Here is a 21095-nt window from a genome sequence, read left to right as displayed (position 1 = left end):
GCTGGAAGCCTATCCCACTTATTCTTCCGACGTTGCCCGAGGCCTTACGGCCAGCGGCTCACCATTAACGCAGCAGATCCCGACTAAATCGACAGCCCGCTCGCGCCCTGCCGCTAACACCCTCAAGAAACACATGGGAAAAATGCTTCACCGCGTTAGACCCCGCGGGCTTCAACGTTTGCGGAACAGCCGGCCGATGTCTTTGACGACTTTCTGGCCGGCGCGTTTGACGTCCTTGGAAACCGTCTTGCTGGTTTTCCCCAGATCGCGGCCGACCGCCGAAGCGGCTTTGCCGACGTTGCGACCGTGCCGGCTGACATCGCGGGCGATCGGGTTGAAGTCGATCGATGCGTCGACGCCGATTTTTCCGCCCACGCCGAGGGCCGCTCCCAGTTCGCCTTTCAGCTTCAGCTTTCCGTTTTTCATCCCGACTCGGGCATCCGCTTCGGCACCCAGTCCGGACCATGCTTCGCCGGTCGTGCCCACGCCGACGGCGCCGATCTCGGTGCCCAGTCGCCCGCTGACGCGACTGCCGGCAAAGGCGTTGGCGCCGAGTCCCACGCCGTCTTGGGACACTCCCGCGTTGCCGCCCAATTCCGTCCCCGTGAACGATTCACCGCTCAGTTGATTCGTGATGTCGACGTTGCCCACGCGACCGCTTTGAGTGACGCCCGCTTCGGCGAAGTATCCCGCCTGGACGTTGCCGTGAACGCCCAGGTTGCGGTCACCCGTGCTATCCATCTGGCCGCCGAGCTGGCTTTCGGTGCGAACGCCCATGCCATGACCGGCCTGGGCCTGAAAGCCGTTTCGGTCTTGCTGGGTGTCGACTTGATGGTATCGGCCGGCGGGGTAAAAACGTTCCTGGCGTTGTGCGGAAGCCTGACCTCCGAAGCAAAAACAACACAGCAACAGAGCCGACACGTATTTGAGAGTCGAAGCGGACATCGGATTTTCTCGCAGGAGGAGAGAGAAGGTTTCGGAGCGACCGGAAAAGGCTCCGGACGAAAAGACCTGCGAGAAAACGGTCGAGCCCCTTAATGTGGAAACGAGTTTTTTGACTGCCGGCCGATGTTGACACCGCCGTTAACTCCTAAACTGAGGGCGCCTGACCCGAATGGAGCGGGCATACGTGTTGGTGTGCAGGCTTTAGCCGTTCAGTTGTGATGCGGTCAGCGGACTGTTGTCCGACGTCCTTTCCAGGTCGTCGTCGGGAGTCCAGCGGACGACGGCCCGGAAGGGCCATCGTACTCGAAAAACCGGTCGCCCTAAGCTGGGCGCCTAAAGGCTAAACTCCAACAGTTGCCGATCCGTCGCGCGTTGCACCTTGGACCCTGAAATGCGATTTTCCATCCGATCCCTGCTGGCGATCATGCTGCTGTGCGGGATTTCGTTTCCGCTGGTGAGCGGCATTCGCGACCTGCGACGCGATGAGGCGATGCGGAGTCAGTTGCGTCGTGAGATCGAGACGCTGCGGGAGCGGTTGGCGTTGGACGATCCGCAGCGACAGCGAATCAAACAACACCAACGCGACGAACTGACGTCGGTGCGCGCCATCCGCGAGCGAGCCGAGCGGCAGTTCGAGACGATCCAGCAGAAATACGGAGGGATTGAAGTCCGCGGAACCGACGTGCTTTCGCTGCGAACCGTTCCGCAATTGCGACGCGACAGGACGCAGCCTCCGGTCGTGTTTCGCGTCCGCGTCCCGACCGAGCGTGACGTGTGGTTGAAGTACGCGGTGATTCCCGCCGAGGGCGTCAGCCGTTCGCCTGATCAACTCGATCAACGTCACGATCCTCCGGCCGATTCCGGATTCGCGCATCCCGGTCACTATGAACGAAAACTCGAACCCGGCGAGCATCTGCTGGCGGTGCAAACCGGTCCGGTCCGTGGCAAGGTGCTGCCGGTCGCCATTCGCTTGGGGGACAAGCCCTTGCTGGACACAGAGTTCTCCGGCGACGGGATCCCCAGTACGGGCGCGTATCACATCAGCGGCCGGAAACAAATTGATTATCCGCCGCAGCGACGCTTGCCTTGGCTGTTGAGCGTCAAAGTCAAGCTTCGACTCGAGGACGACTCCCGCCGAGATGCAGCCTTTGACGGTTGTCTCTGGTTGAGTGACCGTTCCAGCGGTTACGATCCCTTTCCCTCTCTGCGCGACGATCCATGATGCCGAAATTCGCGACCGTCTTGTTCTGTTGCACGCTGGCGACCCTGATCACCGGATTGGGTTGGGTGGCGGTGACCCGGCGCTCGATCGCGGCTGACATCGTCGCTCTGCGGCAGGAGCTGGAATCGCTCCACAAGTCGACGCGACTGGAAAAGGCGCGTCGCGATCAATTCAGCAACGACGTCGACTTGATCGCCAACGTCTTTGATCACTGTCGCACCGCCGAAGATCTTCCGCGGTTAGGCGGCCACCGGATCATCTCCAATTCCGACAACGGCGAATCGGTCGCGTTTTATGTTCCCGAAGGTGGCCATCAACTGGGCGTTCGGTGCGTCTGGAAACCAACCGCGGACAAGACCAACTCAGCGACTTCGACGGAACCCGACACGGCAACGGCTGAATCGCTTGCCGGGGAATCAACATGGTCCATTCCCTTGGTCGCCGAGCGCAGCTACCTGTTCGATCGGGTCGGTTCTTGGAACGATGCCCAACCGATCGGCTGGAAACTTGCGTGTGAGGACGAGTCGTCCTTTCCGGTACGCACCGAAATGCTTCCGCTGCCGCCCTTGCGAGCCAACGGCGGTTCTTGGAGCACCTATCGCCGGGCCGTGTTTCCCAATCAGGTCAATTTTAAGGTGCTCGGCAATGCAACCGGGCGCGGCTTCATGCCGTCCCCGCTGCGACTGGCGGAATGGAGTCGGTTCGGTCGCATCGACAACGTCGGCTTGAAGATCACATTTGAATTGACACTCACGTCGGACAATCCGCCGGTCGTTTCGGCAACCGACGCCGAGGTGTTTCTGATTCTGAGCAAAGGGGATCGGCTGGGCGACTCGCTCGGGGGCGGTCGATACGCCGTCCGGACGCATTGAGGGTGCGTGCTGAATTCGCACGTTGGTGCCCTGTTGCTGTGCACTATCGCGCGCCGCGAGCGATCGATACGATTGGGAAACCGCTGACGGTCCGCAGACATTCCGCTGCAGCCGCGTTACCGCGTCAGATCGGATCGCAAATGAAATTTGGCGCGCGGTGTGCCGTAGCAATGGAGAGCGACGCGGAGGGTTGTGCGAACGGCCTCCGGAATGATCCCGTTTCCCCGCCCATTGTTTCTCAGGAACCGTTCTTCTTAGGAACCAAGTGCAGTAGCAGAAAAATGTTTGATCTATCTCAATATCAAATCGATGTTAAAAATGTGTTCCGAAACGCTTCTCCCGCGACGCTCTACGAGGAGGCCCTGCGGTACGAGAAACAGGCAACGCTGTCGGACACCGGTGCACTGATTGCTTACTCGGGTGACAAAACCGGCCGCTCGCCCAAGGACAAACGGATCGTCGAGCATCCCGAGTCGACCGATGACGTTTGGTGGGGCAGCGTCAACATCGGTCTGCACGAGAACGCCTTTTGCGTCAACCGAGAACGCGCGATCGACTATCTCAACACGCGCCAGCGGCTCTACGTGCTCGATGCCTTTGCCGGCTGGGATCCCAAGTATCGCATCAAAGTCCGCGTGATCTGTGCGCGGCCGTACCACGCGTTGTTCATGCACAACATGCTGATCCGGCCGACGCGTGAAGAGCTTGCCGATTTCGGCGATCCCGATTGCGTGATCATCAATGCCGGTGCCTTTCCGGCCAACCGCTACACCACCGGCATGACCTCCAAAACCAGCGTGGACCTGAGCCTGGAACGGCGTGAAGTCGTGATCCTTGGCACCCAGTACGCCGGCGAGATGAAGAAAGCCGTGTTCACGCTGATGAATTACTTGATGCCGCGGAGCAACGTGCTGCCGATGCACTGCTCGGCAACGTCCGATACCCAGACCGGAACGTCCTCGGTCCTGTTCGGGCTCTCGGGCACCGGAAAGACGACGCTGTCGGCGGACCCCAAACGGGAGCTGATCGGCGACGACGAACACTGCTGGACCGATGACGGCGTGTTCAACATCGAAGGCGGCTGTTATGCCAAGGCGATTTATCTGACCCGCGACGCCGAACCCCAGATCTTCGATGCACTGCGGTACGGTGCCGTGCTGGAAAACGTGGTCTACGACCAGGCCGATCACCATGTCGATTTCGACAACGCCAGCATCACCGAAAACACGCGTGGGGCCTATCCGATCGAGTACATCCCCAACGCGAAAATCCCTTGCACCGCGGAGCATCCGACCGATGTGATTTTCCTGACCTGCGACGCCTTCGGCGTCCTGCCGCCGGTCAGCAAGTTGACCCCGGAACAGGCCGAGTACCATTTCATCAGCGGTTACACCGCCAAGGTGGCCGGGACCGAAGTCGGCGTCACCGAACCCGAAGCGACGTTTTCACCCTGCTTCGGAGGCCCGTTCCTGGTCTGGCATCCGGGCAAGTACGCGGAATTGCTGTCCAAACGCATCACGCAACACAAGGCCAACGTGTGGCTGATCAATACCGGTTGGAGCGGTGGTGCGTACGGCGAAGGCAGCCGAATGAAGCTGTCTTACACCCGCGCGATCTTGGACGCGATTCATTCCGGCGGTCTTAAAACGGCTGCGACAGAGAAAGAGCCCTGCTTCGGATTGGAGGTTGTGACGAAGTGCCCGGGCGTGCCCGATGAAATGCTGCTGCCACGCAACACGTGGAGCGATCCGGCCGCCTACGACGCAACCGCGGCAAAGCTGGCCGAGCTGTTCCACAAAAATTTCGTGACCTACGCCGATGGCGTCAGCCCCGCCGTTCGCGCCGCCGGTCCGTTGCTCCACCAAACGGCCGTCGGCTGAGCGCCAGCGTCCGATCGCCTTTCCAGGTACGACGGCCCTTCCGGGCCGTCGGGAAGTCTACCTGCGACGACCTGGAAAGGACGTCGTACCGCGATGGATCGATCTCCGAGCCACGGAATTCGATCCACACGATTGACATATCGCGATCTTGCGATATATGATGAGGTCTTCCGCCCAGGAGGCTTCATGGCCAGCAAAGCAACTGAGAAAAAAACGTCCAAACCTGTCGGCAGTGTCAAAGCGTTCGGTGATGCCGCCGAATGTCTCAAGACGCTCGCCCATCCGGTCCGCTTGCGAATCGTCCAACTGTTGCTGCACGGTCGCTACAACGTCGGCGAGTTGGCCGAAGACTGCGAGATTCCCGATAACGTGGCGTCGGAGCACTTGCGGCTGCTGCAACGCTGTGGGTTTCTCTCCAGCGAGCGCGAAGGGCGGCGGGTGTTTTACCAGATCGCCGAACCCCATCTCGAACAATTGATGGCCTGTGTCGAAGGGCGGTTTCTGCAACCGCCCGCGAAACGACGTTAGCGGGCGGGAACGAGCTGCCGGATTGTGGACAATGGGATCGGCCTCCGGCCCGTCATTTCCGCATCGACGCTGCCTGCCAGACTCTGCCACTTGGTTGCCCCTCAACGCCTCGCCATCTCCCGAGATCTCGCTCTTTAGCCTCCTCGACGACGAAGGATTCCCAACCATGAAGATTGTGATCATCGGCGGTGTCGCCGGAGGCGCCTCGGCGGCCGCTCGCGCGCGACGGCTATGCGATCAGGCCCAGATCATCGTGCTCGAGCGCGGGCGGCATCCCTCGTTCGCCAATTGCGGCATGCCCTACTACGTCGGCGGCGAAATCAAGTCGCGTGACAAGTTGTTGGTCGCGCCGATCGACATGCTGCGGCAACGCCATCGATTGGATGTTCGCACGCGATCCGAAGTCGTCGCGTTGGAGCTGGCCGACAAACGCGTGCGGGTCCAGGATCTCGAATCGGGCGACGAGTACACCGAGAGTTACGACAAGCTGATCCTGGCGACCGGCGCGTCCCCGTTTCGACCACCGATCGAAGGCATCGATGGCCCGCGCGTCTTGGAGCTGCGGGATTTGGCGGACGCCGATCGGATGCACGAGCACGCCACCTCGGGTGCGACGCACGCCGTCGTCGTCGGCGCGGGCTTCATCGGAATCGAAGTCGCTGAGAATCTGGTCCGCCGCGGCATCCGGACCACCATCGTGGAACTCGGTGACCAAATCCTGCCGCCTTGGGACAGGGAGATGATGGTTCCGCTGGAAGACCATCTGCGAGATCAGGGCGTCCGGTTGCGGCTCAACGAATCGGCGCAGCGGTTCATCGATTCGCCGCAGGGACTGAAGATCGAGTTGCAATCGGGAGAATCGATTCACGCCGATTTCGCGGCGATCTGTGTCGGCGTTCGCCCCGAGAGCAAGCTCGCCGCCGAAGCGGGGATCGCGTGTGGGATGCGTGGGGGCATCGTCGTCAACGATCACATGCAGACCAACGTTGCCGACGTCTACGCCGTCGGCGATGTCATCGAAGTGACGGATTTTGTGACCAAGAAATCCGCTCAGATTCCGCTTGCCGGTCCGGCGAATCGTCAAGGCCGAATCGCGGCCGATCATCTGTTCGGCCGTCCATCGACGTATCGCGGAACACAGGGCACCGCGGTCGTCGGCGTGTTCGGAAACGTCGCCGCGATGACCGGACAAAGTGAAAAGACGTTGCGACGCGAGGGATTGCGCTTTGAAAAGATCTACATTCACCCGTCGGATCACGCCGGATATTATCCCGGCGCCGAAGCGATGACGTTGAAGCTGTTGTTTGATCCCGACAGCGGTGCCATCTTCGGAGCCCAGTGCGTGGGGGGGCGTGGCGTGGACAAACGCATCGACGTCATCGCCATGGCGATCCAAGCCGGTCTGACGGTGGAAGACCTGGAAGAATCGGAACTCTGTTATGCGCCCCAATTCGGACACGCCAAAGACCCGATCAACATGGCCGGATTTGTCGCCGCCGGCGTGCTCCGCGGCGACCAACCGATCGTCCACGTCGACTCGCTCAGCGACGCGTCCGGCCAGCCTTCGTTCCTGTTGGACGTTCGCAGCGAAGCCGAGTTTCTCGCGGGGCACGTTCCCGGTGCGACCCACATTCCCATCGAACAACTGCGCGAACGCCTGGGCGAAATTCCCCGCGACCAAAAGATCACCGCCTACTGCAAGGTCGGCCAACGCGGCTATCTGGCGACCCGCGTCTTGCTGCAACACGGCTTCGATGCCGCCAACCTGAGCGGCGGATACACGCTGTGGTGTCGCTACCAAGACTGATTCCCCTACCTTTCACCACCTCCCCGTTCCCCGAGTGACCATCATGAAACGAACGACCCTACTGATCTTGACCGTTGCACTCTCGTTGATGATCGCCGAGCCCCTGTTGGCCCAGGGCGGTTCCGGTCAAGGAAAGCTCGTCAACGCGGCGCCAACCTATCCGACGATCAAGGGCCACGGTTCGGTGGTCCGATTGCCTCAAGCGGCACACCAGCCGCGTTCGGGGACCAAGTTGCTCGTCGACGTGACGCGTGGCGGAGATCCGGGCAAATTGAACGCGGCGATTGAAAAGGTGGCCAAGTACGTCAACATTTACGCCGGAGCCGGCGCGGAGCCGGCGGAGGTTCAAATCGCCGTCGTGTTCCATGGTGATGCGACGCTCACCGTACTCAACTCCGATGCCTACGCGACGAACTTCGAGGTGAAGTCGAATCCCAATTTGGATTTACTGCATCGGTTGCACGAATCGGGAGTCGAGCTGTACGTGTGCGGCCAATCGTTGATTTCCAAGGGATCCGATCCCCGGGACGTCGCGGTCTTCGTCGACACGGCCGTCTCCGCCTTGACCGCCGTCGTCAATCTCCAGGCCGACGGTTACGCCTATCTGCCGCTGGGAAACTGAAATTCGCGCGACGCGGCTTTCCTACTTGAATGGCGGCTAGCCGCCCAGTAGGCTGTTGTTACCCAGAGGGGGGCAGTCCACTACGGCAGAGGTAACAGGCGGCATGAGCATTCCAGTCAAAGGCACGGCGACGACGACTTGCGATTTGCTGGTCTCCTCGGACTATCTGGGCGGCCAAACGCGTCAACAAACCGTTGTCGGTGTCGGAAAGTTCTTGACGAAATCGATCGTACGGATCGTCCCCAGGGGCCCGCAGTTGATCGGTGTTCGGGCGAATTCGGCGACGTTTATTTCGAGCGTGGTTGCGACCCCCACCCAGAATCTGTGCAACTTCAACACGCGGATACGGCGTTTTCAAGTCGGCCGCGCCGCCCTGGGCAGCGATCACATTGAGATTGCCGCACTCTCCCGCGGCGCTGTGCGGTCCAGGATCCAAGTGGCGACGACCCTGTTGACGTTGGCAACGACCGAAAAATCAACGGAGGTTCTGCAGCGGTCCGATGCCTTCGAGTGTTTGGTCAATGCTGACGCCGACGTCAATTTGACCTTGCCCCGTGCCAACCGGGCGATGGTCGGGATGGAGTACTACTTTGCCGTCAATCCGACTGTTGCCGGGGGGACGCTGAGGATTTCGTGCGGTGGGCGCGACGCGATCCAGATTCGCGAATCACAGACGCTCAGCCCGGCACAGGTCATCGCACGGCGACCGACCAACGGGATCGTCCGTGACGCCGTCGCCAAGCGGGTCGAATTCATCGAAGCGACGCAAACCAACGACGACAAGAATCGAACCTCGGTCGTCATGGCGTGTCGCGGCCCCGGTCTGTGGGTCGCCGAAAACCCGACCGCCAAACAGCAGGACGACGACGTCGCGGGCCTCGGTATCGATCCACCCCTTCGTTCCCTCTGGTCACTCGGCACGATCATCGAAGACTGATGCGTCACGCCCCGATCGCTTTTGGGACGTGAACGTGAGCTTGTTTTTCACCGCTGAAGTTGGAAACACACCATGAGTCAACCCACAGAACAGCAGTCCGTCGAAGTCGCTCAGCAGCCCAGCGAGCAGCCCGCCAAGCAGCCCGCCAAGCAGCCCAGCGAGCAGCCATGCGAGCAGCCCGCCGATTCGATGGACGGGATCACCAAGACGGTGGACGGGACGCTCGATGCCCAATCGGCCAACGCCAAGGGGTTGATCGCCAACCTCGGCCCGCCGCCGGGGATCCACTACGGGTACGGACCCTAGATGCGTCCCAAGACGGTTTTACTGGTCGCCGGTTCGGCCGGATTCTCCACACGTGACGTCTGGGAAGGCTATCGGGAAGGCCTGGCCCAGTGCGGCGTTCAGGTGATCCCCTATGCGACCTTTTCGATGCTTCGCGTGCTCAGCCCCGAAGCGGTCGGCAACGACATCGTGGGCAAGGCTCATGATGTCCGCAACGGAGTCGACGCGGTGGTGTTTGTCGACGGGATGCATTTCTGTGGCGAGCGATCCTGGGTTCCGTTGACCCTGCGCAGGTCGAACCTCTTGACCGCGGTGATCAAGACCGACGATCCCTATTGTCCGATCCGCGACGCCCATCAACTGTATGATCTGGTTTGCACGAACGAGCGAAGCCAAAAGCCGGACGAGGAAGCCTACTTGCCGACGGCCACACTCGATCCGCCGGAACGGTCCGGATTGATCGGCAAGGAGACCGAATCCGATCTCGTCTTCGTCGGAACGTTGTTCGAAGATCGTGTCCCGATGATGCTCCGGCTCGCCGAACACTGCGCCCGCCGCGGATTGACGTTTCGCATGGCCGGCAACGTGCCCGTCGATGCGTCGAAGTTCAAACGTCTGTCGTCGGTCGATTTCTCTTCCGGCACGGTTCGGCCCGATGCGAAATGGAGGTTGTACGCCGCAAGCAAATTGGTGGTGAACCTGTTTCGCGCCGCCGACCACGCGATCTCGCCCAGCCCACGTGTGTTTGAAGTCACCGCGCTGGGCGGGCCGGCGTTGTTGACCGGACCGCGTCGCGACGAAGTGACCGATATTTTTGGCGACTCGGTTTACCACTTTGACGATGCCGACGAAATGTGCGACCAGGTCGATGCGGCCATCAACGACAGCGTGGAACGCAAGCGGCGTGTCGCCGAGGCGAAGACGATCACCGACGCGATGCACTTGTACCGCCACCGGAGCGAAGATCTGTTGAGGCTGTTGGGGCGGGCGGCGGCCCAAAAGACACGTCTTCGCGTGACCGCCGACGCAACCGTCGATGCGGACGCGGCGGCCGAAGAGCGTTTGGCCTGGGTGATCGGATGCGGCAGGACCGGGTCGACGTGGCTTTGCGAGATGCTAGACGCGTTGCCCCGGATCCGAGGTTGGCATGAACCGTACTTCGGGCGTTTGGTTCAGCATCTGGCACAGCGGCCGTCCGAAAGAAAACGCCCCGGCGCGTTCTTTTTTGACGGCAACGGGAAAGCGGGATTGCAGGCCGTCCGTGGCGCGTTCTATCAGGTCGCCCGCGACCGGTATCCTGGTTTCGGCAAAGAGACCTTGGTGGTCAAGGAAGTCAACACGCCTGAATTGTTCGCGATGATTGAAGAGCTGTTTCCGCTCAGCCGTCTGATTTTTCTGGTGCGCGATCCGTTTGATATTCTGGATTCTTATCTCGACATGCGGCAACCCGACAGCTGGAACCGCTCTTCGGGCGAACGCATGCCCAGTGATCCCCGGCAACTGGCCCTGCATGTTGCCAGTGCGTTAAGGAACGCGGGCGAGGCGTTTGACGGATTTGAGAACAGCCAGAAATTGCTCGTTCGGTATGAATCCATGGTTCGCGACACGACGGCGGAACTGAGCAGGGTCTGTTCGTTTTTGAATGCGGATCAGCCGACCGAGCAGCTCGATCGAGTGGTCGACCGATTTCGATTTGACCGGCACACGGACACCGGTCCCGGCGCATTTCGACGCCACGGTCGGCCGGGGATCTGGCGTCAGTCACCCCATTTTACGGACCCGATTCGCGCAATCGCAGACTCCGTCTTGGGCCAGTGGCGGCAACGATTCGGATACACTGAATCGGAATCAAGCTGATGTTCCACTTGACCTAAGCCGTGATGTCTGACGAGCGAAATCCAGACGACGCAGAGGACGACGCGAGCGACGATCGTCAATCGACTTTCAAGCAAGAGAGTGATTTGACTTCGTTGAGTGATGGCGTGTTGGAATCCGCGCGGCGGACCCGCCTCAAGGTCGGCGACGGCCAGGACACGTTGAGCTACGACAACGACTCGCTGTTGGGCGAGACGGTCACGCTGAGTGTCGACGGGAACCACGTGATCGGCAACTTTCGAATCGTCAGCAAGCTGGGGGCCGGCGGTTTCGGGACGGTCTACAAGGCAGAGGACTTGAGGCTGGAGCGTTTCGTTGCGATCAAAGCCGCGCTGCCGCGATCGAGCGACAGCGGCGGCGATCATTACAATCGCGTCATTCACGAAGGCCGCGCCGCGGCGGCACTCGATCATCCGAACATCGTGTCGATCTACGACGTGGCCGAATTGGACGGCAAGCCCTACATCATCTCACAGCTGATCGACGGCATCACGCTGAAAGAGCGGATCGCCGAGGAACCGATCCGTCAGAAGCGGATCATGGAATTGATGCTGCTGGTGGCTCGCGCCGTTGACTACGCCCACGGAAAAGGAATCGTTCATCGCGATCTGAAACCGGGCAACATCCTGTTGGACCATGACGAAGTTCCCTATGTGAATGATTTCGGAATCGCCAAACATTCCGAGAGCGACGAGACGATTTCCAACGAAAGCTCGATCATCGGGACGCCCGCCTACATGTCTCCCGAACAGGCCGCCGGGCATTCGCGCGACGCCGACCGCCGCAGCGATGTCTATTCTCTGGGAGTGATCCTGTACGAAATGGCGACGGGCGAAAAGCCGTTTCGCGGCAGCTCACGCATGCTGATTCACCACGTCATTCACACCGAACCGCAACCGCCGCGGATGCTCAACCAATCCGTCCCCTCGGATCTGGAAACGGTTTGCCTGAAGTGTCTGGAAAAAGACCCCGATCGTCGCTACCAATCGGGGGCGGAACTGGCCGACGATCTGCAACGGATTCTCAATGGAGAACCGATCCGGGCGCGTCCCGTGTCGAGTCTTGAGCATTTCTTTCGGCGTTGCCGCCGCTACCCGGTGACGACGGCCAGTCTGGCGGGTTTGATCTTTGCGATCGCGACCGGATTGGCAGGAATGACATGGCAATGGCGTCGGGCCGAGTCCAGCCGACGACAGGAAGTTCTGGCCAGATGGCAGGTCGAGCGGTCGCGCAAGCGACTCCAGGAGGAAATTAAATACTCCAGACAAATGTTGCATGATGCCGAATCAAAACTGGCATTCAAGTCGATGGCCAGTGGCAATCATCGCCAAGCCACGCGATCGCTCAAAGAGTTGCAGCCGCTCGGTGACATCGAGTTTTGTCTGTTGAGGAACATCGAGAGTCGTTACGACGAATTCCTTCGTCACGCCGAACGCATCACCGACATTGCGATTTCCGATGACCAACGGCTGATTGCCGCGACGGGACTTCGGACGCTGTTGGTTTGGGACACGCAAACCAAACGCATCGTTCACCGCTTTCGTGAAAAAGGGAAACCGCTTCGCGGTGTGGATTTCGCCCGCGACAGCCATCGTTTGGCGTGGGGTGGCGAACGCGGCAACGTCTATTTAAAAACGATCGGTGACGCGGCAACCCCGATGCGAACGCTGGACCATGGGGCTCCCATCGAAGTCATTCGGTTCTCTGCCGAGGGCTCAAAACTGATGTCCGCCGGCGAGGGTGGAAGCGTCGTCGTTTGGACGGTTGCAGACGGAGCCAAGGACCAATCACTCTCGGTCTCAAGGTCCACGATTCATGCTGCCGATTTTCTTGGACCCGACGCGATCATGACGGGCGATGAAGCGGGGCGAGTGACCCGCTGCGAACTTGAGTCGGGCCGCTGTGAAACCGTCGTCCAAAACCCGTCCCCCATCCTCTCGGTCGACGTCAACACCGACGCCACGCAATTTGCCGCCGGCACGCAGGGTAGCCGGTTGCTGGTCGGCCGAATCGATGACGCCGAATCCGTCCGCAGCATTTGGACCGAGTATGGGCCGGTGGTGGATGTCGAGTTCTGGGATGCAAAGCAGGCGATCGTCACGACGAACTTGTATGGGCGGTTGAACATCTGGCGACTGCCCGATTTGACCGTCCGTGAATCACACCCGTACTTCCAAGGCGTCGGGCATTTTGCCATCGCCGCCGATTCGGATCGGCTCTTGATCGGTGCGGGTGACGGAGGCGTCGTCTCACTGAGCGTCGACAACATTCGTCCCGATGTCCTGCAGACCTCCCAGGGCGCGATCGCGGATTTGGCGTTCGTCGATCAATCGATCGTGGTCTGTCATGCCGAGGGGCCGGCCAGCGTGTTGCACCGTGATTCCGGCCGGGTGTTGCGGACGATCCCGGGCGAAACGGATGTCCCGCCGGGCGGCCAGGTGATGCCAGAGACCCTGACGTGCGTCGCCCCTTCACCCGAGCACCAACGAATCGCCTTCGGCACATCCGACGGACGCATCTTGGTCTGGGAATCGGACACCGCACAGATCCGCTTGTACGGGACGGCGACGAACAAAGCCATCTCACAAATCCAGCTTTCCGCCGACGCCTTGTCCGCTTGGACCGGGGGATCCAATGGCGGCGTTCGGTATTGGGATTTAACCCGAGCCGATTCCAGTCGCGGGATCGTCGCCCTCGGCGGCGTCGTTCGTGGCATGCAATTGTCAAGCGATCAGCAACACCTCGCCGCCGTTTCTGCCAACGGGATCGCGGTCGTGATCGATGTCGACGGGCAACAAGAATTCAAACGTGTCGACGTCGGCAAATCCTTGCAATGTGTGGTGTGGTCCGCGGATTCAACACGCATCGCGATCGGAGACGCACGAGGCACCGTCCATCTGTATCCGCGTGATCTGTCGGGGACGGCGGAGTACATTGAGGTGCACGCCGGACCGATCACGGCGGTCGCGTTTTCACCGACCAACCGCCGGATCGTGACGGTCGGCAATGACCATCAGATCGCGTTCTCCAATCTGGTGACGGGCCGATCCGGAGCGATTCTGGAGAACGGTCATCCGGTAAGTATTCGTGATCTCGCGATCAGTGACGACGCCCAGTGGTTGGCCACCGGAGACGTCGGCGGCAACATCCGTATCTGGAACGTGGCCGAGTGAGTTGCACTTTCAGTGCGACTTCGATTCCTTCAAAACAATCAACTCCTTCGGATCGACCGAAGCGGTATTCATCGTCAGCGGCGCAAACGACGGCGGTTCGACACCGACCAGCATCATCTGTCGTGAATAGTCCGGGGCAGATTTGGATACGGTCAGTTCGTACGACCCTCGCAGCGGCGGTAATTGAAAGTAGCCATCGGCATCCGTTTTCACTGCCGAACCGATCACGGCGACGTAACCAAACATTTCACGATGCTCGGTGTCGCGAAACCCGACGACGGTCCCGGCGACGCCGTTTCCGGATCGATCCAGCACGCGGCCTTTGAGTGTGACACCGGCATCCATCACGATGTTTCCCTGATCCGCGACCGGGCCGACTTCGATAAATCGAGGTGCATAGCCGACCGGGTAGACGACTCCGACGGCCTTTCCATCAACCGGAATCGAGACCGCGAATTTGCCGTCTTTGTCGACCGCCAGTGGGCCTGAATCCCAGGTGTCCGAGATCGTTTCTGAATTGTGCTGAAAGCGGACGACGGCTTTCGTGATCGCCTTTCCAGTGTCGTCGACCAATTGCCCAACGATCATTCGGCCCGGCGTCAACGTCAGGTGGGGGAATGAACCATTCAGTAATTTCTTTTCGTGGTCGTAGGCCGAGAGCTCGGCAAAACCCTCGGCGATCACCCTGATCCGCACTTCGTCGGTCCGGCGGATCGGGCCCGATGGCTGAACGGAGTACTGGCCCTGATCATCCGTCGTTGCCTTCCATGGACCGGGGCCAGAATTTTCGCCTTGAGCGCCGAAGCGTCGAATCCGCACCGTCACATCGGCACCGGCGATCGGTTTGCCGTCGTGATCGACCACCAATCCGCTAATCTCGTGGGGCAATGCCGTCGGTTCGTCGTCCCACGACTCTCGTTCAGATTGCGGCGGCTCGGCAACCATGTGCTTGAGCGGTTGTTGCCTGTCGGCCTGATCCGCATCGTTCGTGTTCGGCATCGTCACCCACAAACTGGCTGCGAAGACGACGATCGTCGCGAGCGCACCGATCCATGAAGGCCAGCTCCAATCGAAAGGACGTGGCAATTCCGTTGGCGTGGAAGTTTTGGGCAGACGTGACATCACCTCCTCGAGCACCGAGTCGCCCGGCCAGTTGTCGGCCAACCGTTCCAATTGCGATTCTGTCTTGTCAGTGGGCATGGTACGACCTTGATGGATGAAGTGAAATTTTTGTGACGGGAGTTTCCGCTTGGAGACTCCTCTTGAGCCGGTTGATGGCCCTGGAAAGTTGCTTCGTCACGGTCCCCACCGGGCGTCCGGTGATCTCCGCGATCTCGGCAACCGAATGGCCGTCAAAAAAACGAAGGACCGTGACGACACGCTCGTGCTCGGGTAGCTTCGCGACCGCATCGAGGAGCGTTTTGTCCGCCAGATCCACCGATTTGGCAGACTGATCATCGACCGGATTCAGCTCTTCGATCGGACGGGTGATCGGCGTCCGCTTGCGTGTTCGCTGTGCCTCGCGACGTGCGATCTTGGAAAGCCAGAAGCCGACGGCATCCGGATCTCGCAACTCCCTCAGTCGTCGGTGGGCGATCAAGAATGTCTCTTGAGTGACATCTTGCGTGGCGTGGTAATCGTGGAGTTCTCCCCAGGCCACGGTCCACACCAGCCGCTCATACCGCACAACAATCTGCGCGAATGCCTCCTGGTCATTACGGCCCGTCACAGCCTGAATCAGATCAAAATTGCTTTGCACACCCGAACCTCAACGCGTCCGATCTTGTTTCCCAAAAACTAGAGGCGGCGACGGACACTTTTGCGACCCAAAAATTGAAAAAACATCAGATCAATCGCTCACGAAACACTTTTCGCAGGATTCCTGCAACACAGGGTAAGATGGTGTCACGCCTGCGAGTCTGGAAATCGAAGCACCACCCTCAGCGAGTTCTCATGGATCGTCAATTCCTCAGTGATGTCACCGTTGTTCGTGCCGCGCTGTTGATCGCGCTGGCCCTGACACCAGGCCTGCGGTCACGTGCCGATGACACCCTGGGGAGTTTGCTGCAGCGGCATTGCCATCAGTGCCATGGCGCTGACGACCCGGAGGCCAATCTTCGTCTGGATGATTTGGATCTCACGGTCTCTGCCTCACGTCCCAACGCCGGCAGGTTGTTGGAAAAGGTCTACGATGCGGTCGACGGCGGGCAGATGCCGCCCGAGGATGCGGAACCGCTGACGACTTCGATGCGTCGTCAACTTCTCCGTCTGCTCCGGTTCCGACTCCTGGACGTCGCGAAACATTCACCGGAGCGAACTCCGCATCGGCGTCTGACGATTGAAGAATATAACTTCACCCTCAAGGCGCTCTTCGAAGTCGACGCCGAGTCCTGCGTGCGGCCGGGTATACGATCGCGCTTCCGGTGTTTGCATCCTTGCGTGACGTCCCGTTCGTTCACGAGGTGCGGGGATCGGAACCGGAACACGATCAGTCCGAAGCCCTGCGTCAGGGGCCGAAACGGTTTTGTTGCATCTTCTTCCCCAATGGAGTCAGTCTGCCGCCGGCGGGGCATCCGGCCCACGACGATTGGCACTGGTTTCCCCACAGCGTTGGCCGCGATTATGTCCTGACTCGCCCGCTTGAGCCCCTGGGAAAACTTCGTGACGAGCTGACGATTTTGTCAGGACTTTCCCATCCCGCGATGCGAACGTCGATCGCTCACATCACCGCCGATAGTTTTTTGACCGGGGCAGATTCGTCGCGCGAGTACACCAACAGTCTTTCGTTGGACCAGTTGATCGCCAATCACCTGGGGTCGCAAACCCGTTTTCCTTCGTTGACATTGTCGAGTGACGGAGGCGTGGGGACGCCCGGCCGCACGCAAACGCTTTCATTTTCGGCATCGGGACGTCCCATCCCAAGTCTTTCAAAGCCCCGCGCCATCTTCAATCGATTGTTTGGCGTTGAGAATCAGACGCTCGTCGAACAACGCCGACAGTTTGGCCGAAATCAAAGCATTCTCGACAACGTCTTGGAGGAGACCGCAGCGCTCGGTCAAGGGTTGTCCGCCGCCGACCGCCAACGCCTTGATGAGTACACCACGTCGGTTCGGGAAATCGAAAAGCGACTGGCAAGCGCCGACCGGTGGCTGGACGTCCAGCGGCCGAGCGTCGATCCGGCTGGTTTTGAGCTCTCCGCCACACCGCGCGACGACGTCGAAGCGTACATCCGTGTGATCTACGATCTGATGTACGTCGCGTTTCTCACCGACTCCACTCGATCGATCACCTACCAGATCACGAGCGAAGACGCGAAAGGCATCGGCGACCGTTTTCCCGGTGCGATCGGGTTGCCAGGACATCACTCGCTCAGCCATGGGACCGCTAAGGAAAACGGTTACGAGAATTGGGCACGGTACGATCAATTTCTAACGACCCAGTTCGCCTACTTCCTCGAACGCCTTCGCTCGACCTCCGATCCGTTCCAGCAAGGATCGTTGCTTGATCACACCAGTGTGCTGTACGGGTGTAGCACCAGCCGCACCCATCAAGCCGTCAACTATCCGCTGATCCTTGCCGGTGGCAGAGCGATGGGGTTTGCTCACGGATCGCACAAACGTTTCGACGAGTCACGCCACCGCCTCTCGGATCTTTACGTCACCCTGCTTCAGCAGTTTGGAATCGAAGTCGACCGGTTTGCCGACAGCACCACGTCGCTGCGCGAGGTTCTGGACGCTTGACCGTTCGGGCCTAAAGCCTTCGCGACACTCCCTTGCCGCCGAGCGCCAGTGCCAGAACCAAGACCAGGATGCCGCCGATCAACAACCCGCCACCGACACCGAGGGCTTCTGCGGCAGAGGCGATGTACAGCTGATGCCAATCGAGCGGCCGTAGTTCTTCGCCGCTGATCAGGGCCGAACTTGCCCAAATCAAACAACCGGCTCCGGCGGTGAACAGGACCACCGAGATCACGCATGCCAGGATCCGCCCCACCCGGGGAACCGCCAGCGCGACGCCGACCAGTGCGCCGACCAGCCCGCCCACGATCAAGCTGGTGATGTCAAATTGCATGTCAATCGTCCCGGTTGTGGCGTTCTAGAAGTCAGGTGCGGATTCTCGTTCCGCCACCCCATGATACTCTGCGACCGAACACACCTTCAGGAAAGTGATCCGGATCGACCCAGGGCCGAATTTCAGGTTTTGTCTGCGTCGTCCCACGTACCGATACGCCGGTCGCGATTTTCGGTTGCCCGATGTTAACGGACGCGGCGCCGACGAGATCCCTGCGTAGGGCGGCGTCTGACCTGACGCGCAACGCGATTACCGAGATTGAACCGGATTCGATTCGGACGCTGTGGCGGGTGTCAACATGCCGCTTGGCAACAGTCGCAACACCTGCTCGACCTGACGCAGATTCTGTTGCGTTTCGGGCCTGGAAAGCAATTCCAGGATCTCAGCCGTCTGCTCCAGCATCTGCGGCAGTTTCGTCACCATTTGCAAGAACTCCGTTGCAACCTCCGCACCGTCGTCGAGACGCTCGCTCGATTCGGCGCCGAGTCGTTCCGCGGTCGCCCGATCCAGTTCCATCGTGATGTTGCCGTCGCCCCGGATCACGTTGCCCGAGCCGAGGTTCAGTTCAAAGGAACCGTTCAGCTGCAAGCGGATGGGAGCATCGTCCGCAGACGGGTTCGGGGGTTTGGCACGGTCGGGCTTTCGTTCGCGCGATACCCGCTTGTTTCGCCGACCCGTGCGTTTCTTCGGCCGGTCTGTGGCGGCGCTGTCGGTGACCCGCTGGTCGTCGGCGTCTTTTGGCTGCGGACGCTGATCGGCAAATGTTGGTTGTTGCATCACAAGGATCACAAGGGACAGTATGGCGACGCGGAAGACGGCCAGGCCATCGCAAAGGCCGCGGCAAGGACGCCAGGGGTTGTGTCGATCGAAATTCATCGCGTTCCGCCTCTGCGTGTCACATCTTGTTCCTGCAAAACGGCTATCGTAGTCGAAGCTCTCGGTCCGCGCGGTTGATCGAAGTGCGATGCCTGGGACGATGTGGACAATCTTCATACTTCCCAAATCGTCTCCGCCGCCCTGCCTTTGGTAATGGAACAAACCATGCATTTTGTCAGACACGCCCTCCTGCTCGTTGTCTTCGCCATTGGATGCCCGGCCCGAGCCGATCGTGCGGATTGGGTCGAGGGCTCGTCAACTCAAACTGACGGGGCGAATCGCGAACACTACAACCGAGCCGCGATTTTGCCCTGGCAGCATTTCATGGGGGATTGGCGGGATGCGGACGATATCGCACAAGGTGATGTGGCGTATGCCGTGACCGCAGTGATCGACGACGACACACGCAAATCGGTGCGTTGGGATGTCACGACGCTCGTGAAAGAGTGGTCCGCACAGAAGTATCCGAACCAAGGCCTATTTCTGCGCGTCACCGACGGCCGGGGACGGATCGTCTTCGCCAGCCGCGAAGGCCCCGACACGTCGCTGCAGCCGGCGCTGCAGATCCGCGGCGCTGGCGGAACGATCAAGCTCGCTGCCGCCGCCGATACCTACCTGACCGCGTCGACCTATCGCAGCCAAGGCCGGGCGGAGCAGTTGCGTGTCTCGGCCGCACCGGAACACGTGTTGATCCGGTTTGACGTGGACGAACTCGATCAACTTGGCGCGATCGATGAAGCGACGTTGGTTCTTCAGTCGACCCACCAGTATGGATCGGCGCACATCGGTGTGTTCCGTTGCCGTCAGGGACACGACGAGCCGGCCACGCAACCGGTCTTGGGGCTTGCGGCCAAGTACAAAGACGATCAGGGCATTGCGGCCGATGCAGATGTGATCTTCGCCACCGGTTTTGAACGTGACGACTGGCAAGACGGATGGACGGTCGCCGAGCCGGTGGACAAGATCGATACGATCGCTGCCGACACGAACTTTCACCGCTTTGAAGCCCTGCAAGGCCGCGCGTTGCGATCACGCATCGCCAAGGGAGCGCTGACCGCGCTCAATACGACGTACAAGTTCGGCCGGGAAACCGGTGCCGAGCCGGAAGAGATCTACTTTCGTTACTACCTGCGTTTGGGTGATGATTGGAACCAAACCCTGCAAGGCGGCAAGATGCCCGGGATCAGCGGCACCTACGGCCGCGGGGGCTGGGGCGGGCGCAAGAGTGACGGGGTCAACGGATGGTCGGCGCGGGGCCTGTTTCGGATGACCGTTCCCCGCGGCAATCCGCTCGGTGGAACCACGCCGGTCGGCTTTTATTGTTACCACGCCGACATGGAAGGTTCTTACGGCACCAATTGGATTTGGAACAAGGACTACCGCGGCTACCTGGAAAACAATCGCTGGTACGCGATCGAGCAATACTGTCGTCTCAACACGCCCGGCGAAAAAGATGGCGTCTTAAAGGCCTGGGTCGATGGGCGATTGGCGTTCGAGAAAACCGACATCCGATTTCGGATGACCGACGAGCTGAAGATCGAGCAAATCTGGATGAACGTCTATCACGGCGGCAAACTCGCTTCGCCCCATGACCAGCACCTGTTCATCGACAACGTGGTGATCGCCAAGGACTACATCGGCCCGATGGTTACCTCCAGTAACCGTTGACGTCCTGGAAGAACTTGTAGTTGGGTGGCGGATTGCCGATGGCGCCGGGCCAGTCATGCGAACCCTTGATACGTGGGCCGTTGGCGGCAGGTTGCCACTGGCGAGTCGATCCCGAAGTTGTTCGTCGGGGCGAGGCGGATTGCCTGGGCGAATAAGTCCGCGGGGCAAACAGGGCGCGGCCGCGAAACAGGCGAAACCCGCGGCCGGCGGTGGCCGTTTCGGCGTCGCCCAGGTTGAGGGTGCCTACGGCGACAGCGACGGCGAAAAACCACTTGGCGTAACGACTCATTGAGCTGTTCCTCGATTTCAGACGGACAGGGTTCGGTGGACGGCT

The 21095-nt window shown here is 60.3% G+C and carries 18 protein-coding genes and 1 pseudogene; 13 read left to right on the top strand and 6 right to left on the bottom strand.

What is annotated here, in order from left to right; translation table 11 throughout:
- Positions 1–171: 171 nt before the first annotated feature.
- Positions 172–945, bottom strand: a complete 774-nt coding sequence (locus Enr13x_RS36465; RefSeq protein WP_145391834.1) for a hypothetical protein — start codon at positions 943–945, stop codon at positions 172–174.
- 391 nt (positions 946–1336) lie between these two features.
- Between Enr13x_RS36465 and Enr13x_RS36460 the strand changes: the two genes are divergently transcribed.
- The 10 genes from Enr13x_RS36460 (at position 1337) to Enr13x_RS36415 (ending at position 14146) form a co-directional block, all read left to right on the top strand.
- Entirely contained in the window at positions 1337–2167 is an 831-nt protein-coding gene (locus Enr13x_RS36460; RefSeq protein WP_145391833.1) for a hypothetical protein, read from the top strand.
- The gene (locus Enr13x_RS36455; protein WP_145391832.1) at positions 2164–3039 is read left to right on the top strand and encodes a hypothetical protein; all 876 of its coding nucleotides are present in this window, start codon (positions 2164–2166) and stop codon (positions 3037–3039) included. Before Enr13x_RS36460 ends, Enr13x_RS36455 begins: the two co-directional genes overlap by 4 nt.
- Before the next feature lie 281 nt (positions 3040–3320).
- On the top strand, positions 3321–4919 hold the full coding sequence (pckA, locus tag Enr13x_RS36450; protein WP_145391831.1) for a phosphoenolpyruvate carboxykinase (ATP): 1599 nt from the start codon (positions 3321–3323) through the stop codon (positions 4917–4919).
- Between the two features lie 186 nt (positions 4920–5105).
- The gene (locus Enr13x_RS36445) at positions 5106–5447 is read left to right on the top strand and encodes an ArsR/SmtB family transcription factor (RefSeq protein ID WP_145391830.1); all 342 of its coding nucleotides are present in this window, start codon (positions 5106–5108) and stop codon (positions 5445–5447) included.
- Between the two features lie 166 nt (positions 5448–5613).
- The gene (locus Enr13x_RS36440) at positions 5614–7254 is read left to right on the top strand and encodes an FAD-dependent oxidoreductase (protein ID WP_145391829.1); all 1641 of its coding nucleotides are present in this window, start codon (positions 5614–5616) and stop codon (positions 7252–7254) included.
- Between the two features lie 43 nt (positions 7255–7297).
- A complete protein-coding gene (locus Enr13x_RS36435; protein ID WP_145391828.1) occupies positions 7298–7876 on the top strand; it encodes a DsrE family protein in 579 nt (192 codons plus the stop codon).
- Positions 7877–7979: 103 nt separating this feature from the next.
- Positions 7980–8813, top strand: coding sequence for a hypothetical protein (locus Enr13x_RS36430; protein WP_145391827.1), 834 nt, complete (start codon positions 7980–7982; stop codon positions 8811–8813).
- 72 nt (positions 8814–8885) lie between these two features.
- Positions 8886–9119 (top strand): hypothetical protein, encoded by a 234-nt coding sequence (locus Enr13x_RS36425; RefSeq protein WP_145391826.1) that lies wholly within the window; start codon positions 8886–8888, stop codon positions 9117–9119.
- A complete protein-coding gene (locus Enr13x_RS36420; RefSeq protein ID WP_145391825.1) occupies positions 9120–10955 on the top strand; it encodes a sulfotransferase in 1836 nt (611 codons plus the stop codon).
- 23 nt (positions 10956–10978) lie between these two features.
- Positions 10979–14146, top strand: a complete 3168-nt coding sequence (locus Enr13x_RS36415) for a WD40 repeat domain-containing serine/threonine-protein kinase (protein ID WP_145392885.1) — start codon at positions 10979–10981, stop codon at positions 14144–14146.
- 9 nt (positions 14147–14155) lie between these two features.
- On the opposite strand, the gene Enr13x_RS36410 is transcribed toward Enr13x_RS36415, so the two are convergent.
- Positions 14156–15346 (bottom strand): carboxypeptidase regulatory-like domain-containing protein, encoded by a 1191-nt coding sequence (locus Enr13x_RS36410; protein WP_145391824.1) that lies wholly within the window; start codon positions 15344–15346, stop codon positions 14156–14158.
- Positions 15336–15905, bottom strand: a complete 570-nt coding sequence (locus Enr13x_RS36405) for an RNA polymerase sigma factor (RefSeq protein ID WP_145391823.1) — start codon at positions 15903–15905, stop codon at positions 15336–15338. Before Enr13x_RS36405 ends, Enr13x_RS36410 begins: the two co-directional genes overlap by 11 nt.
- Between Enr13x_RS36405 and Enr13x_RS40010 the strand changes: the two are divergent.
- Positions 15848–16360: pseudogene (locus Enr13x_RS40010) on the top strand (c-type cytochrome domain-containing protein); the annotation flags it as partial. The gene Enr13x_RS36405 and the pseudogene Enr13x_RS40010 sit on opposite strands and share 58 nt — an antisense overlap.
- A gap of 209 nt (positions 16361–16569) precedes the next feature.
- Complete coding sequence (locus Enr13x_RS36395; RefSeq protein ID WP_197455636.1) at positions 16570–17886, top strand: DUF1552 domain-containing protein; 1317 nt, start codon at positions 16570–16572, stop codon at positions 17884–17886.
- Positions 17887–17896: 10 nt separating this feature from the next.
- Here Enr13x_RS36395 and Enr13x_RS36390 read toward each other — a convergent pair whose 3' ends face one another.
- Together Enr13x_RS36390 and Enr13x_RS36385 are read right to left on the bottom strand one after the other, a co-directional pair.
- The gene (locus tag Enr13x_RS36390; RefSeq protein WP_145391820.1) at positions 17897–18217 is read right to left on the bottom strand and encodes a hypothetical protein; all 321 of its coding nucleotides are present in this window, start codon (positions 18215–18217) and stop codon (positions 17897–17899) included.
- 249 nt (positions 18218–18466) lie between these two features.
- The gene (locus tag Enr13x_RS36385; protein WP_145391819.1) at positions 18467–18994 is read right to left on the bottom strand and encodes a hypothetical protein; all 528 of its coding nucleotides are present in this window, start codon (positions 18992–18994) and stop codon (positions 18467–18469) included.
- A gap of 264 nt (positions 18995–19258) precedes the next feature.
- On the opposite strand from Enr13x_RS36385, the gene Enr13x_RS36380 reads away from it, so the two are divergent.
- Positions 19259–20761 (top strand): polysaccharide lyase, encoded by a 1503-nt coding sequence (locus tag Enr13x_RS36380; RefSeq protein WP_197455635.1) that lies wholly within the window; start codon positions 19259–19261, stop codon positions 20759–20761.
- Here the strand turns inward: Enr13x_RS36380 and Enr13x_RS36375 are convergent.
- Complete coding sequence (locus Enr13x_RS36375; protein ID WP_145391817.1) at positions 20742–21050, bottom strand: hypothetical protein; 309 nt, start codon at positions 21048–21050, stop codon at positions 20742–20744. The genes Enr13x_RS36380 and Enr13x_RS36375 overlap by 20 nt on opposite strands.
- Positions 21051–21095: the final 45 nt, after the last annotated feature.

This window comes from Stieleria neptunia (genome assembly GCF_007754155.1).
Classification (GTDB): Bacteria; Planctomycetota; Planctomycetia; order Pirellulales; family Pirellulaceae; genus Stieleria; species Stieleria neptunia.
This window is presented reverse-complemented; position numbering and strand designations above follow the sequence as displayed.